This is a genomic window from Brachybacterium sp. AOP43-C2-M15, from assembly GCF_052446295.1.
Lineage (GTDB): Bacteria > Actinomycetota > Actinomycetes > Actinomycetales > Dermabacteraceae > Brachybacterium.
The window spans coordinates 16711-30706 of record NZ_JBQSWB010000004.1; the positions used below are offsets into that span (position 1 = coordinate 16711).

General features: G+C 72.5%; 12 protein-coding genes and 1 tRNA gene. 5 read left to right on the plus strand and 8 right to left on the minus strand.

Annotated features, from left to right (window positions below):
- Positions 1-234: 234 nt before the first annotated feature.
- Positions 235-822 (plus strand): hypothetical protein, encoded by a 588-nt coding sequence (locus tag ACT3SP_RS05300; RefSeq protein WP_444586214.1) that lies wholly within the window; start codon positions 235-237, stop codon positions 820-822.
- A 199-nt stretch (positions 823-1021) separates the two neighbouring features.
- Here the strand turns inward: ACT3SP_RS05300 and ACT3SP_RS05305 are convergent, their stop codons facing one another.
- From ACT3SP_RS05305 to ACT3SP_RS05315, 3 genes are all read right to left on the minus strand, one after another.
- Positions 1022-2002: a ribose-phosphate diphosphokinase gene (locus tag ACT3SP_RS05305; RefSeq protein ID WP_444586215.1), complete on the minus strand. Its 981-nt coding sequence runs from the start codon at positions 2000-2002 to the stop codon at positions 1022-1024.
- A complete protein-coding gene (glmU, locus tag ACT3SP_RS05310; protein ID WP_444586216.1) occupies positions 1999-3507 on the minus strand; it encodes a bifunctional UDP-N-acetylglucosamine diphosphorylase/glucosamine-1-phosphate N-acetyltransferase GlmU in 1509 nt (502 codons plus the stop codon). Before glmU ends, ACT3SP_RS05305 begins: the two co-directional genes overlap by 4 nt.
- A 62-nt stretch (positions 3508-3569) precedes the next feature.
- Positions 3570-3641, minus strand: a tRNA-Gln gene (locus ACT3SP_RS05315).
- Positions 3642-3846: 205 nt separating this feature from the next.
- On the opposite strand from ACT3SP_RS05315, the gene ACT3SP_RS05320 reads away from it, so the two are divergent.
- From ACT3SP_RS05320 to ACT3SP_RS05330, 3 genes are all read left to right on the plus strand, one after another.
- The gene (locus tag ACT3SP_RS05320) at positions 3847-4494 is read left to right on the plus strand and encodes a TetR/AcrR family transcriptional regulator (protein WP_444586217.1); all 648 of its coding nucleotides are present in this window, start codon (positions 3847-3849) and stop codon (positions 4492-4494) included.
- Between the two features lie 150 nt (positions 4495-4644).
- Complete coding sequence (locus ACT3SP_RS05325) at positions 4645-5181, plus strand: MarR family winged helix-turn-helix transcriptional regulator (protein ID WP_444586218.1); 537 nt, start codon at positions 4645-4647, stop codon at positions 5179-5181.
- Positions 5182-5401: 220 nt separating this feature from the next.
- On the plus strand, positions 5402-7276 hold the full coding sequence (locus ACT3SP_RS05330) for an ABC-F family ATP-binding cassette domain-containing protein (RefSeq protein ID WP_444586219.1): 1875 nt from the start codon (positions 5402-5404) through the stop codon (positions 7274-7276).
- Positions 7277-7413: 137 nt separating this feature from the next.
- On the opposite strand, the gene ACT3SP_RS05335 is transcribed toward ACT3SP_RS05330, so the two are convergent.
- The 4 genes from ACT3SP_RS05335 to ACT3SP_RS05350 all read right to left on the minus strand — a co-directional run bounded on the left by ACT3SP_RS05335 (position 7414) and on the right by ACT3SP_RS05350 (position 12491).
- Positions 7414-9312: an HNH endonuclease signature motif containing protein gene (locus tag ACT3SP_RS05335; RefSeq protein ID WP_444586220.1), complete on the minus strand. Its 1899-nt coding sequence runs from the start codon at positions 9310-9312 to the stop codon at positions 7414-7416.
- A 403-nt stretch (positions 9313-9715) separates the two neighbouring features.
- On the minus strand, positions 9716-10642 hold the full coding sequence (locus tag ACT3SP_RS05340; RefSeq protein WP_444586221.1) for a 4-(cytidine 5'-diphospho)-2-C-methyl-D-erythritol kinase: 927 nt from the start codon (positions 10640-10642) through the stop codon (positions 9716-9718).
- Entirely contained in the window at positions 10639-11544 is a 906-nt protein-coding gene (gene rsmA, locus ACT3SP_RS05345) for a 16S rRNA (adenine(1518)-N(6)/adenine(1519)-N(6))-dimethyltransferase RsmA (protein WP_444586222.1), read from the minus strand. The genes ACT3SP_RS05340 and rsmA overlap by 4 nt, the downstream gene beginning before the upstream one ends.
- Positions 11520-12491 (minus strand): TatD family hydrolase, encoded by a 972-nt coding sequence (locus ACT3SP_RS05350; protein ID WP_444586223.1) that lies wholly within the window; start codon positions 12489-12491, stop codon positions 11520-11522. Before ACT3SP_RS05350 ends, rsmA begins: the two co-directional genes overlap by 25 nt.
- Positions 12492-12782: 291 nt before the next feature.
- On the opposite strand from ACT3SP_RS05350, the gene rpmF reads away from it, so the two are divergent.
- A complete protein-coding gene (rpmF, locus tag ACT3SP_RS05355; RefSeq protein ID WP_193118138.1) occupies positions 12783-12953 on the plus strand; it encodes a 50S ribosomal protein L32 in 171 nt (56 codons plus the stop codon).
- 152 nt (positions 12954-13105) lie between these two features.
- Here the strand turns inward: rpmF and rsmI are convergent, their stop codons facing one another.
- On the minus strand, positions 13106-13945 hold the full coding sequence (gene rsmI, locus ACT3SP_RS05360; protein ID WP_444586224.1) for a 16S rRNA (cytidine(1402)-2'-O)-methyltransferase: 840 nt from the start codon (positions 13943-13945) through the stop codon (positions 13106-13108).
- Positions 13946-13996: the final 51 nt, after the last annotated feature.

Here is a 13996-nt window from a genome sequence, read left to right on the forward strand (position 1 = left end):
GTAGCACGCGGACCCCCGCGGGAACGGGTCGGCGTGACCGGCACCGCACGGTCCGCGCGCCGCCGGCCTGCCGCTGCACTCCCCACCGGGACCAACGTCCCTGCAGGTCAGAGGATCAGATCAGTGACCTAGGTCCCCGCGGCGGGCGCCGATCGCTCCGTAATCTGTCCATGTCACAACAACCCGAGCAGGATCCGACACCGTCCCTCCGGGGACCTTCCGAAAGGCACCACCGTGACTGCCTCCTCCGCCACGTCCGCCACGTCCGCCTCCGCGGCGTCCGTCCCCGCCCCCGCCCCCGGCAGCGCCTCCGACGCCCTCGGCACCCCGACGACGGGCTGGGGCCACACCGTCCTCGGCATCGTCCGCCTGATGGTCGGCTTCACCTTCCTGTGGGCCTTCCTCGACAAGACCTTCGGACTCGGCTTCTCCACCCCCACGGAGAATTCCTGGCTGAACGGCGGCTCCCCCACCAGCGGCTTCCTGGGCGGCTCGATCGAGGGCGGCAATCCCTTCGCCGGCGCCTGGGAGTTCTTCCTCTCGATCAACCCGCTGACCGACCTGCTGTTCATGCTCGGCCTGCTGGGGGTGGGCGTCGCCCTCATGCTCGGCATCGGCACCCGGATCGCGACCGCCTCCGCAGCGGCGATGTACACCCTGATGTACCTGGCGGCCTTCCCGATGTCCTCCAACCCGCTCTACGACACCCACCTGCTCCTCGCCGTGGCCGTGATCGCCATGGCCGGCCTCTCCGCCGGTGACCACGTCGGGCTCGGCACCTGGTGGACCCGGGTGGTCAGGGGCAACCGCTTCCTGATCTGAGACCTCCTCCGCGACGAGGACCTCCCCGGAGTCCCCGATCGCGCCGGGACCCCGCCGTCCCCATCCCCCCCTCCACGCTCCGCGCACTGCGGCCCCGCCTCCTCGAGGAGGCGGGGCCGCAGTGCTGCGTCGGGAGCCGTCGCGGGCGGCGACGTCACCGTGCGGGACCGCGCGAGCGGCGATCCGGGGTGCGGTCGGCTCAGACCTCGCCGTCGAAGAGGCTGGTGACCGATCCGTCGTCGAAGACCGCGCGGATCGCCCGTGCCAGCAGCGGGGCGATCGAGAGCTGGGTGAGGCGGTCGAACTGCTTCTCGGGAGGCACCGGCAGGGTGTTGGTGCACACGACCTCGCGCACCGAGCTGGCCTTCAGCCGCTCGGTCGCGGGGTCGGAGAGGATCGGATGCGTGGTCGCGATGACCACCGAGTCCGCACCATTGGCGGTGAGGGCGTCGGAGGCCTGCACGATGGTGCCGGCGGTGTCGATCATGTCGTCCACGAGGATGCAGGTCTTGCCCTCGACGTCGCCGATCACACGCTTCGCCACGGCCTGATTGGGCCGGGTGGTGTCGCGCGTCTTGTGGATGAACGCGAGGTTCACGCCGCCGAGCTTCTTGGCCCACTGCTCCGCCACGCGGATGCGGCCGGCGTCCGGCGAGACCACGGCGATGTCCTCCTCGCCGTACTTCCTCTGCACGTAGTCGGCGAGGATCGGCAGCGCCATCAGGTGGTCGAGCGGCTGGTTGAAGTAGCCCTGGACCTGCGGGGCGTGCAGGTCGACCGAGATCATGCGATCCACGCCCGCGGTCTCGTAGAGGTCCGCCATGAGGCGGGCCGAGATCGGCTCGCGTCCGCGGTGCTTCTTGTCCTGGCGCGCATAGGGGAAGCTCGGCGAGATCGCGGTGATCCGCTTGGCCGACGCCCGCTTGAGGGCGTCGATCATGATGAGGTGCTCCATCACCCAGGTGTTGATCGGCGCCGGGTGGGACTGCAGCACGAAGACGTCGGTGCCGCGCACGGACTCGCCGTAGCGCACGTAGATCTCCCCGTTGGCGAAGTCCCAGGCGTCCATCGGCAGGACCTCGACGCCGAGCTCGGCGGCGACCTCCTGCGCGAGGACCGGGTGGGCCCGACCGGAAGCGAGGACCAGCCGCTTCTCCCCGGTGGTGACGATTCCGCTCATCGCTGCTCGTGCTCCTTGTGATCGTCGGCGGCAGTTCCTGCAGGCGCTCCGGCAGCGGACCCTTCCTCGGCGCCGAGCGCGGCGCGTGCAGCCGCCTCGGCCGCAGTCCCCGCACGGCGTCGCAGGGTCCATCCTTCCACGTTCCGCTGCGAGACCGCGCTCACTCCCAGCGCACCGGGCGGGACGTCCTTGCGCACCGTCGTGCCGGCGCCGGTCGCGGCCCCGTCGCCGATGCTCACGGGAGCCACGAGCACGTTGTCGGAGCCGACGCGGACGTGCCGGCCGACGGTGGTGCGATGCTTCTGGACCCCGTCGTAGTTCGCGACGATGGTGCCGGCGCCGATGTTGGTGCCCTCCCCGATCTCGGCGTCACCCACGTAGCTCAGGTGCGGGACCTTCGCGCCTGCGCCGATGGCGGCGTTCTTGGTCTCCACGAAACCGCCGATCTTGCCGCCGGATCCGAGGTCGGTCCCGGCCCGCAGGTAGGAGAAGGGCCCGACGCTCGCGCCCGGGCCGACGACGGCGAGCAGCGCGTGGGAGCGGACCACCTCGGCACCCGCGCCGACCTCGGTGTCGCGCAGCGTGGTGTCCGGGCCGATCACCGCCTCCTCGCCGATGTCGGTCGCGCCGTGGAGCTGCACCCCGGGCAGGATCACCGCGTCCTGGGCGATCGAGACGTCGGCGTCGATCCAGGTGGTGGAGGGATCGATGATGGTGACCCCGGCGCGCATGTGGCGCTCGAGGGTGCGACGGTTCATCTCGGCGCCGAGCTGCGCGAGCTGGACGCGGTCGTTGACGCCCTCGACCATCATCACGTCCTCGGTGACCACCGCCCGCACGGAGCGGCCGTCGGCGCGGGCGATCGAGAGGACGTCGGTGAGGTACATCTCGCCCTGGGCGTTGTCGGTGGTGATCCGGCCCAGGGCATCGCGCAGCACCGCGAGGTCGAAGGCGTAGATCCCCGAGTTGATCTCGTCGATCGCGCGCTGCGTGTCGTCGGCGTCCTTGTGCTCGACGATCCCCAGCACCTCGGAGCCGTCCTCGCTGCGCAGGATGCGGCCGTAGCCGGTGGGGTCGGGGACCCGCGCGCTGAGGACGGTGACCGCGGCGCCCGCGCCCTCGTGCGCGGAGACCAGCTCGCGCAGCGTCGCCGGATCGAGCAGCGGCACGTCGCCGTAGGTGACCAGCACGGTGCCCTCGGCGGCGGAGACCTGCTCGAGACCGCACTGGACGGCCCGTCCGGTGCCGGGGATCTCGTCCTGGTCGGCCACCGTGACCTCGGAGGCGTGCTCGGCGAGGTGCTCCGCCACCCGGTCCCGCTCGTGGCGGAGCACCACGACGAGCTCGGCGGGGCCGGTGCCCTCGGCGGCGGTGAGCGCGTGCACGAGGAGGGATCTGCCCCCGATCTCGTGGAGCACCTTCGGCGTCCTGGACTTCATGCGCGTCCCGGCACCGGCGGCCAGGACGATCACGGCGGCGGGGGCGGTGGTCTCTTCGATTCCCACGTCTGCGGCTCCTCGGGATCGACGGGTGGGGTCAGCGGCATCGCCCGCACGGGCGACGGGCGTTCCGCCATCAGGACTCGAACCTGAAACTTCAGAACCAAAATCTGAGGTGTTGCCGATTACACCATGGCGGATCGCGTCCGCCGGGCCTGGTGCCGCGTCGAGCCCTCCGGGCGCCGACAGGGCGGGCGGCGCCGCGGGCGCGGCCCGATCCTATCGCTCGCGCGGGGGTGCGAGGTCCCTGCCCGCGGGCGCACGCCGCGGGCCCGTCGCGCACCGGCCGGGAGACCGTCGGCCGTCCTGCGGACCGCCGCGTCACCGGTGTGGGAGACTCCCGCCATGGCGGAGAAGGGTGCCCCCCGGGGTCGATCGACCCGGATGTCGGGCAAGGAGCGGCGCGAGCAGCTGGTCGCGGTGAGCCGACGCCTGTTCGCCGAGAAGGGCTTCGACATGACGACCGTCGAGGAGATCGCCTCCCGCGCCAAGGTCTCCAAGCCCATCGTGTACGAGCACTTCGGCGGCAAGGAGGGGCTGTACGCCGTGGTCGTGGATCGCGAGGTCTCCACCCTGCTCTCCGACCTCGAGAGCTCGCTCCAGGATCAGCGAGCCCATCCCCGGGTGCTGATGGAGCAGGCCGCGCTCTCCTTCCTGTCCTACATCGACGAGAACGAGGACGGCTTCCGGATCCTGGTGCGGGACTCCCCCGTCAGCCATGCCGTGGGCACCTTCTCCTCACTGCTGACCGACGTCGCGGGCCGCGTCGAGGAGATCCTCGCCGCACAGCTGTCCATGCACGGCTACCCCTCGCGGGACGCCGCGCTGTACGCGCAGATGCTCGTCGGGATGGTGGCGTACACGGGGCAGTGGTGGCTCGAGACCCGCCGCCCCTCCAAGGAGGTCGTGGCCGCCCGGATGATGAACCTCTCGTGGTTCGGGCTCAGCGCGCTGCAGAAGAAGCCCGCGCTGCGAGGGGTCGGCCGCGACTGAGCACGGCGCGACGGCCAGCGACCGGGCGCGACGGCGAGCGCCCCGGCGACGGCGAGCGACCGGGCGCGGGGGCGAGTGCTGGACGCGACGCAGAGCACCGTGCGCGGCGGAGATCGACGGCACCGGCGGGCGGGCCCCTAGACTCGCCCCATGCCCACCACGCCCGAGGACGCCGCCGCATCGCGTCACGACGAGGTCGACCGGATCGTCGAGGGCTGGCAGAGCGCGCGGGGGGACCTCGACGTCGCACCGCTGGCCGTCTTCTCCCGCATCTCGCGTCTGTCGCGCTATCTCGAGGTCGCCCGCCGGAGCGCATTCGCCGACGCCGGCCTCGAGGGCTGGGAGTTCGACATGCTCTCCGCACTGCGCCGCAGCGAGGAGGACGCCCTCTCGCCCGGCGCGCTCATGCACGAGACCCTGGTCACCAGCGGCACGATGACCACCCGCATCGACAAGCTGGTCGCCCGCGGGCTGGTGAGCAAGAACCGCAGTCCGCACGACGGGCGCGCGGTCGAGGTGAGGCTCCGTCCCGACGGCGTGGCTCGCGTGGACGCGGCGATGGAGCGCCTGCTGGCAGCGGAGCGCGAGCTGCTCGAGCCTCTCGCCCCTGCCGGGCGCTCGGATCTCGCGGACGCCCTGCGCACGCTGCTGCTGACCTTCGAGACGGACGACCCGCCCGAGGGATGAGAGCGCCAGGTCCGCCCTGGGGCGGTTCCGCGCCGCCTCCCCGGCGCACCGATGCCGCGGAGCCAGCACAGGAACCGCAGCACCGGCACCCCGGGACCGTCACCTCGGGATCAGCACCCAGGGACCGTCACCGGCGGCGCGCCCGGCACCGGGACCGACAGCGACACCGACCCCCTTCTTTCCAGCCCCGACCTGCACTCCCTGAGGATCACTTCACCGCATGGCACATCTGCTAGGAACCCAGTCCCTCCACGTCGCGCTGCCCGACAGGGTGCTGCTCGACGACGTCACGATCGGCATCGACGCGGGCGACCGCATCGGCGTGGTGGGACGCAACGGCGACGGCAAGTCCACGCTGCTGCGCCTGCTGGCCCGTCGGCAGGAGCCCGACGAGGGCCGCGTCACCGTGCGCGGCGGGGTGCGGATGGGGGTGCTGACCCAGCAGGACGAGGCCACCAGCGGCACCAGCGTGCGGGAACGGGTCCTCGGCAACCTCGCCGAGTACGAGTGGGCCTCGGATCCTCGGATCCGCGACGTCCTGACGGGCCTGCTCGAGGGGATCGATCTCGAGGCGCCGCTCGCGGACCTCTCCGGCGGCCAGCTGCGCCGCGTCCACCTGGCGGAGCTGCTGGTGGGCGACTGGGACGTGCTGCTGCTCGACGAGCCCACGAACCACCTCGACGTCGAGGGCATCGCCTGGCTCGCCGAGCATCTGCGCCGCCGCTGGAGCCCGAGGGACGGCGGGCTCGTGGTCATCACCCACGACCGCTGGTTCCTGGACGCGGTGTGCACCCGGATGTGGGAGGTCCACGACGGGATCGTGGAGCCCTTCGAGGGCGGGTACGCGGCGTACGTGCTGCAGCGGGTCGAGCGGGACCGCCAGGCGGCGGCGATCGAGTCCAAGCGCCAGAACCTGATGCGCAAGGAGCTGGCCTGGCTGCGCCGCGGCGCCCCCGCCCGCACCTCGAAGCCGAAGTTCCGCATCGACGCCGCGAACGAGCTGATCGCCGGGGAGCCCCCGGTGCGCGACACGGTGGAGCTGACGCAGCTTGCCACCTCCCGACTGGGACGCGATGTGCTCGACGTGCTCGACGTCGATGCCGGCTACGGGGACCACACCGTGCTGCGCGACGTCACCGTCCACATCGGGCCGGTGGACCGCATCGGCGTGCTGGGCCCCAACGGCGCCGGCAAGTCGACGCTGCTGGCGCTGATCACCGGGGAGCTCACCCCTCTGTCCGGACGCGTCAAGCGGGGCAAGACGGTCACCGTGCGTCAGGTGTCACAGCGGCTGGAGGGCCTTCAGGAGCATCTGCGCTCCCGGGTCAGCGACGTGGTGGGGCGGTATCGCAGCTCCTATCGCGCCGGGAAGGACGAGGTCTCCCCCGGGCAGCTGCTGGAGCGCCTGGGGTTCACGACCGCGCATCAGAAGGTGCTCGTCGGGGCGCTGTCCGGCGGTCAGCAGCGTCGACTGGACCTGCTGCTGACGCTGCTGGAGGAGCCGAACGTGCTGGTCCTCGACGAGCCGACCAATGACATGGACACCGACATGCTGGCGGCGATGGAGGATCTGCTGGACACCTGGCCCGGGCCGCTGATCGTGGTCTCCCACGACCGGTATCTGCTGGAGCGGGTCACCGACACCCAGTACGCGGTGCTCGACGGCACGGTGCGCCACGTGCCGGGCGGGGTGGATCAGTACCTGAGGCTGCGGGCGGAGGGCCACGGTGCGGGGGCGATGCCGACGGGGGCGGACACCCGGGCGCCGCTCGCGGATCGCACCGACGGCGGCGACGACGAGAGTGGCGGCAGCGGCAGCGGCGGGTCTGCCCGCGCCGGTGGGCCGTCGTCGGCTCCGGCGACGCCGGCGCTCGTCGGCGCGGAGGCGCATGCCGCGCAGAAGGAGGTCGCCGCCATCGAACGCAGGATGCAGAAGCTCGACAAGATGGCCGCCTCGCTGCACGAGAGACTCGCCGACCACGACCAGTCGGACTACGTGGGGCTGCAGGACATCACCGCGCAGCTGCGCGAGGTCGAGACCGAGGTCGAGCAGGCGGAGGAACGCTGGCTGGAGCTGTCCGAGCAGCTCGGATGACCCCGGCCGGCGCGTCATCTCGCGCTCGGGCGCTGGATCCCGCTCTCGCGCTCGGGCGCTGGATCCCGCTCTCGCGCTCCGGCACGGGATCACACTCTCGGGCTCCGGCACGGGATCCGTGCTGCGGTGCCGGGATCTCACGCGGCGGCGTCGGACCCGTCGTCCGTGAGGAGCGCCTCGGGCCCGATTTGGATGAGATCCACGCGCCGGCGGCGCAGACACCGGGCTTCCTGTCGCGAGAGACGGGCGGCCGGGTGGAGGTCGAGGTGGTCGACGTCGCTGGGGAGGATGCGTGCGAAGGCACGGTGCAGCGAGGTGTTCGCGCCGTCCGACGCCTCCTCCTCCCTGCGCAGTCGCGCCAGGTCCCGCCGATGTTCGAGGACGCGCTCGCGCTCACGCTGCTGCGCGCGCAGCCGAGCCCGCCTCTCCTCGCGCTCTCGCAGTTCGTGCGCCTCCTGTGTCGCTGCGCGTTCCCGCTCCTGCTCGTGCTCCCGCCATCGCTGTCGGTACGCCGTGCCGACGGGGTCGAAGTTGATGCCTCTGCGACGGGCCTTCTGGCCGTAGCGAGTGGTCCACTCGACGGTTCTGCGGGTGCCGTCCTCGTCGGTGAGGACCCGGACGGTCTCCCCGGCCTCCTCCTTCTGGTTGTCCGCGGCGCACAGCCCGTTGCCGTTCTCGAGCGAGGTGGCACCTCCCTGCGATGAAGGCACGATGTGATCGTTCTGGCGGATGCTCGCATCGCAGTACGGGGCGCGGCAGGTCTGATGGCCGAACCGGAGGAACCGGGCCAGCGCCGGCGGGAACACCCGGGCGCGGGACTCGACCGCGACGAGCTGGCCGTCCTCGAGGTCGGCGTAGAGCTGACGCAGGGCCAGCTTCACCTCGGGATCCTCGCCCGCGGCCTCCACGGCCTCCCGCATCTCCTCACGGATGTGCATGTAGGGCACCGGTCCGAAGCCCTCGATCGTGGCGGCGTCGGCATGCTCGGGGGCGAGGAGCGAGCGGTCCGTGATGATCACCCCGATCTCGAGCGTGCTCGGATCCACTCCGTCCCCGCGGCCGATGAGCGCGTCGGCGAAGAGGTCCGCCATGATCTGCTGATGACCGCGGCGATCACCCTGGGCACGGGCCTTCTCCGCGGCGAGGGAGAGCCCTTTGCGGATCCGGGCGCCGTCGAGGCCGGTCAGACGAGCGGTGACAGTGCTCATGCCGTGCTCGGCGCGACGGACGGTGACGCCGCGCTCGCGCTTCGCGTTCTGGTGGCGTGCGGCAGCGCCGTGGGGGTCGAGGCCGTGCAGCACCTTCTCCGCCTCTCCTCCCCACTCCTCGGGGCCGCAGTCCGCGAGATAGGGCAGGTGGGTGGTGAGGATCTGGTCGACGTGGCGGCGCTGGGCGGGCGATGCCGGTCCCATCGTGCGACCCACGCGGTGCGCGGAGGCGGCGACGACCTCTCCCCGGGCGAGGGCCGCGAGCATGCCGGGCATCGAGCGCACCAGCCGTCGGCCGGAGGACATCGACTGACCGGCGCAGGACGTCGACTGCTTCAGCGCCCTCGAGGCCTCCGCACGCGCGATCCTCCTCGCTCGCGCCGGAGTCTCCTCACGCTGCAGGCAGTCCTCGGCGACGGCGTCCTCGAGGCGGACCAGGGCGCGGGCCTGGACCGCGGCGGTCGCGCCGGACAGCGCCTGCAGGCGGTTCAGCAGCGCGATGGTCTCGCTCGCGGAGAGGCCGTCGAGCGCGGCCGACCCCTCGGCGCCGAGCTCGGCGAGGGCGGACAGCGCAGCGGTGACGTCGGTGTCACCGATCAGGAGCTCCTCCTCGTCGACGTGGACCGGGAGCGAGGAGCGGCCGCGCGCGGGGCCCGGAGCCGACGGGGCGGTCGACGAGCCCGACGAGCTCTCGGAGCCCGACGAGCCGGGGGAACCCGGTGAGCGCGACGAGCGCGCTGAACCCGACGAGCGCGACGACATGGCCCCCGGCGCGGAGGGATCCGCTTCCGGGGTCTGTGCGCGCTGGTCGCTCGAATCGTGGGACATGGCAATATTTTCGCACACAGATTTGACACCGGAAAGGGGTCCGCCGACCCTACTCGCAAGTAGTTTCGAATTGTGGATAACCGGGATGCGTGGAGGAACGGTCACCGCGGTGGCGTCACGACGCACCGCGACCCCGGACTCACCGCCGACCTCTCAGCACTTCTCGCATGGACTGCATGTTCACCCCGTGACGCCTCGTCCGGCGCGGCCTCCCCGGGCCGCCGGGGAGAGAATTCGGGGGGGCACCGCTGATCGTACGACGAACGCCGAACAATGACGGGAAGTCCTGCGAGGACGGAATGCGCGGAAATGCCATGGGCGCCCGGTCCGGGGCGCGGAATCGGGAGCGGAATCGGGAGCGGAAGCGGAAGCGGAAGCGGGAGCGGAATCGGGAGCGAGCAGTTCACTCCTCGACGAGAACGCTCGCTCCCGGGGCGGACCCTCGCACCACCAGGCAGGAGTCCACGAGCGAGTCCCGCATCAGCCCGGCGGCGATCGAGCGGGCCTGCGCCTCGTCCTCGACGAGCACCGCGACCGTCGGCCCGGAGCCGCTGACCAGAGCCGCCGGGGCGCCGAGCCGCTCGGCGGTCTCGACCACCGGCTCGAGGCCCGGATGCAGCGCGAAGGCCGCGACCTGGAGGTCGTTCTCCAGGGTCTCGGCGAGCAGCTCGATGTTCCCGCCGCTGAGGGCCTGCAGCTGGCGTTCGTCGACCTCGGGCTGCTCGGCCGGCCGCCGACCGGTCGTACGGACGATCTCGTCGAAGGTGCGGAACACCTGCGGCGTCGACAGATGCCCGCCGGGGATCGCGAGCAGCCAGGTCCACTCCCCGTGGGTCAGGACCGTGGTGAGGTCACCGCCGTTGCCGCGCCCCAGCGCGGTGTGCCCGAGCATCGCGAAGGGGACGTCGGCCCCGAGACGCGCCCCGAGCCGACGGAGCCCCTCCCCGCCCAGGCCGAGGCCCCACAGCCTGTCCAGCGCGACGAGCGCGGCGGCGGCATCGGCCGATCCGCCGCCCATGCCGCCCGCGATGGGCACCTGCTTGTCGATGTGGAGGGCGGCGCCCTCGGTCAGCGAGAACTCCTCGCGCATCAGCTCCGCCGCGCGCAGCGCGAGATTGCTGCCGTCCAGCGGCAGCTCCCCCGGGACGGAGGAGGTCATCTCGAGGCTGAGCGTGTCCGCGCGAGAGGCGGTGACCGTCTCGTAGAGGTCCACCGCCTGGAACACGGTCGCCAGTGCGTGGTACCCGTGGGCGTCGACGGCTCCGACACCCAGGGACAGGTTGATCTTGCCGGGCGCCCGCACGACCACCCGGCTCGGGGCCGGAGTCATCGGGCGACCTCCGTCTCGGCCCGGGCGATCGCCCGGAACTGCTCGATCTCGAGCGTCTCCCCGCGCGCCGACGGGTCGATGCCGGCGGCCCGGAGGATCTGCTCCGCGCGCGGCGCGGAGCCGGCCCACACGGCGAGCGCGGCGCGCAGCGTCTTGCGGCGCTGGGCGAAGGCTGCGTCGACGACGGCGAAGACCTTCTCGCGTTCCGCGGTCGTGCCGAGGGGCTGTTCGTGACGGATCAGCTCGACGAGCGCGGAGTCGACGTTGGGGACCGGCCAGAAGATCTGCCGGGAGATCCGACCGGCGTGCACCGCGCGCCCGTACCAGGCCGTCTTCACGCTGGGACCGCCGTAAGTGCGGGAACCGGGCCCGGCCGTGAGCCGATCCACGACCTCGGACTGCACCATCACCAGAGCCGTGCGCAGCGAGTCGAAGCGCTCGAGCGCGGTGAGCAGGATGGGAGTGGCGACGTTGTACGGGAGGTTCGCGACCAGCGCCGTCGGGGCCCCCGCCCGCGGCAGCGTCGGCAGCTCGGTGACCTGCAGCGCGTCGGCATGCTCGAGGCGGAACCGCTCCTCCTCGACGCCGCGGGCGCGCAGGGTCGCCGGCAGCAGCTCGGCGAGCCCGCGATCCAGCTCGATCGCGACCACGTCCGCCCCGGCCTCGAGCAGGCCCAGGGTGAGCGAGCCGAGGCCCGGCCCGACCTCGAGCACGGCCTGGCCCGCCCCCGCCCCGGCGCGCCCGACGATGGTGCGGACGGTGTTGGGATCCATGACGAAGTTCTGACCGCGCTGCTTGGAGGGCCGGATCCCTGCCGCCTCCGCGAGCTCGCGGACGTCCCGGGCGGTCAGCAGCATGCCCGCCTCCGCGGCGGCGTTCACGCGGCCCCGCCCACGGGCCATCCGTACACGTCCTGCGTGGTGGTCCGGATCGTGCGGCAGGCCTGCTCGAGCGTGGTGCCCGTGACCTCGGCGATGGTCGCCATGGTCAGAGGGATCAGGTACGAGGAGTTGGGTCGGCCGCGGTAGGGCACCGGGGTGAGGAACGGCGCGTCGGTCTCGACCATCACCTGCCCGAGGCCCACCTCGCCGAGCGCCTCGCGCAGGGGCTGGGCGTTCTTGAAGGTCACGGTGCCGGCGAAGGAGAGGAACCAGCCGCGGTCCGCACAGGCGCGGGCGAACTCCGCATCGCCCGAGAAGCAGTGCAGGACCGTGCGCTCGGGGGCGCCGTCGGCGTCGAGCACCTCGAGCACGTCGCGGTGGGCGTCGCGGTCGTGGATCTGCAGCGGGAGGTCCAGCTCCTTGGCGAGCGCGATGTGGGCGCGGAAGGAGTCGAACTGGGCCGCGCGGGCCCGCTCGTCCTTCCGCGAGGTGCGGAACCAGTCCAGCCCCGTCTCCCCCACCACGATCATGCCGGGACCGCGCAGCAGCTCGGACACCTCGGAGATCGCGGCGTCGAGCCCCACCAGCTCGCGCCCTTCGTGGTCGCGTCCGCGGGCGTGCAGGGCCGCCTCGTTGGGGTGCACGGCGACGCCGCCGCGCAGGGAGGCGGGTCGCTCCGCGGAGGCCAGCAGCGCGGCCGTCCAGCGCACGGCCTCGAGGTCGGAGCCGATGGTGATCTGGGCGTCGACGCCGACCGCGGCGGCGCGGGCGACGTGGTCGTGGACGCTCAGCTGCTCGTCGCCGTCGGCGAAGTCGAGGTGGCAGTGGTTGTCGATCACCGGGACGGGCAGCGGCTCGGGCGCCGGTGGCCAGGAGCGGTCGCGCTTCGTCCCGCGCGGGTCGATGTCCCCGCGGTCGCGCACCGGGGGCGGCGAGGCGGCGGACGGGGTCTCGTGCGGTGACGGCATGCGACCATCGTAGGAGGGCCGCGGAGAGAGCCGGGCCACCTTCCGGCTCGTCGGGACCCGGCGACCGGTCCGACGAGGTCCTCACCCGCACCGCGGCGCGATCGCGGTGTGATAGCTCACGGGCCCCGGGCGAGCGTCGCGTCGCCGGATGTGGCAGGATAAGGGGTCGTTGCGCGTCCTTTCGTGCACCCGAGCGCCCCGATCGCGATGATTCCATCGCACCGGGTTCGGGTCGCTGCTCGGGACGGATGCCAACGCTCGTTCATCCTCCGGACCGTCAAGGAGCGTCCCATGGCAGTGCCCAAGTTCAAGATGTCCCGTGCGCGCACGCACTCCCGCCGCTCGCAGTGGAAGGCGAACAACCCCGACCTCGTCCAGGTGACGGTCCGCGGGCGCACCGCCGCCGTGCCGCGCCGTCTGGCCAAGGCCTACCAGCGCGGTCTGCTGCAGATCGAGGACTGATAGAGTCCGCGGGCCCGCGCGCGCCCCGATCTTCCCACAGGACCCCCGGCACACGGTGCCGGGGGTCCTGTGCTGTCCCGGTGCAGCCTCGCCCCGGTGCAGGTCACGGTGCACGTCGCAGCATGTCTTCCTCAGCGCGCCTCCCGTGCCTCTCAGCGCTTCTCCAGCGCGAGGTCGTAGAGCTCGCTCGCGCCGACCCCGGCATGGCCGCGGGCGACCTCCTTCGCCGCGGACTTGAGCCGCTCCCCCGCCTCCACCCGATCGAGGACCTGCCCGACGAGGTCCTCGGCGCGCACGGCGACCGGTTCCGCGCCCGCGACCACGAGCACCACCTCGCCGAGCACCTCGCCCTCCTGCGCCCAGACGGCGAGCTCCGCGAGAGTGCCGCGCACGATCTCCTCATGGGTCTTGGTGAGCTCGCGGGCCACGGCGCCGCGGCGGTCGGGCCCGAAGACCTCCGCCATCGAGGCCAGGGTCGCGGCCGTGCGCCGCGGGGACTCGAAGAACACCATCGTGCGCTGCTCCCCGACGAGTGGCTCGAGCGCGGTGGCGCGACGGCCCTCCCGACGCGGGGGGAAGCCCTCGAAGGTGAAGCGGTCCGGCGCGATGCCCGACGCGGCCAGGGCCGTCAGGACGGCCGACGGGCCCGGGATCACGCTCACCCGGTATCCCGCGTCGGTCGCCGCCCGCACCGCCCGGAAGCCGGGATCCGAGACCACCGGCATCCCGGCGTCGGTGACGATGAGGACCCGCTGCCCCGCCCCGAGCGCCTCCAGCAGCGTCCCGGTCCGCTCGGCCTCGTTGTGCTCGTGATAGGAGAGCACCCGGCCCGTGGTCTCGACCTCGAGCTCGCGCAGCAGCCGGGCCAGGCGGCGCGTGTCCTCGGCCGCGATGAGATCCGCCGCGCCCAGCGCGCGCATCAGGCGCACCGAGGCGTCCAGCGGGTCGCCGATCGGGGTGGCGGCGAGGGTGAGGACTCCGGGCTCGAGCATCCGGCCATGCTAGCCACCGGGACGGGGATCAGGAGCAGAGGCCGCGAGCGA

Coding starts and splice junctions, on each gene's coding strand:
- ACT3SP_RS05305 (WP_444586215.1), bottom strand. CDS start 2,002: ATGAGCGGAATCGTCACCACCGGGGAGAAGCGGCTGGTCCTCGCTTCC.
- ACT3SP_RS05320 (WP_444586217.1), top strand. CDS start 3,847: ATGGCGGAGAAGGGTGCCCCCCGGGGTCGATCGACCCGGATGTCGGGC.
- ACT3SP_RS05325 (WP_444586218.1), top strand. CDS start 4,645: ATGCCCACCACGCCCGAGGACGCCGCCGCATCGCGTCACGACGAGGTC.
- ACT3SP_RS05330 (WP_444586219.1), top strand. CDS start 5,402: ATGGCACATCTGCTAGGAACCCAGTCCCTCCACGTCGCGCTGCCCGAC.
- ACT3SP_RS05335 (WP_444586220.1), bottom strand. CDS start 9,312: ATGTCCCACGATTCGAGCGACCAGCGCGCACAGACCCCGGAAGCGGAT.
- ACT3SP_RS05340 (WP_444586221.1), bottom strand. CDS start 10,642: ATGACTCCGGCCCCGAGCCGGGTGGTCGTGCGGGCGCCCGGCAAGATC.
- rsmA (WP_444586222.1), bottom strand. CDS start 11,544: ATGGCCCGTGGGCGGGGCCGCGTGAACGCCGCCGCGGAGGCGGGCATG.
- ACT3SP_RS05350 (WP_444586223.1), bottom strand. CDS start 12,491: ATGCCGTCACCGCACGAGACCCCGTCCGCCGCCTCGCCGCCCCCGGTG.
- rpmF (WP_193118138.1), top strand. CDS start 12,783: ATGGCAGTGCCCAAGTTCAAGATGTCCCGTGCGCGCACGCACTCCCGC.
- rsmI (WP_444586224.1), bottom strand. CDS start 13,945: ATGCTCGAGCCCGGAGTCCTCACCCTCGCCGCCACCCCGATCGGCGAC.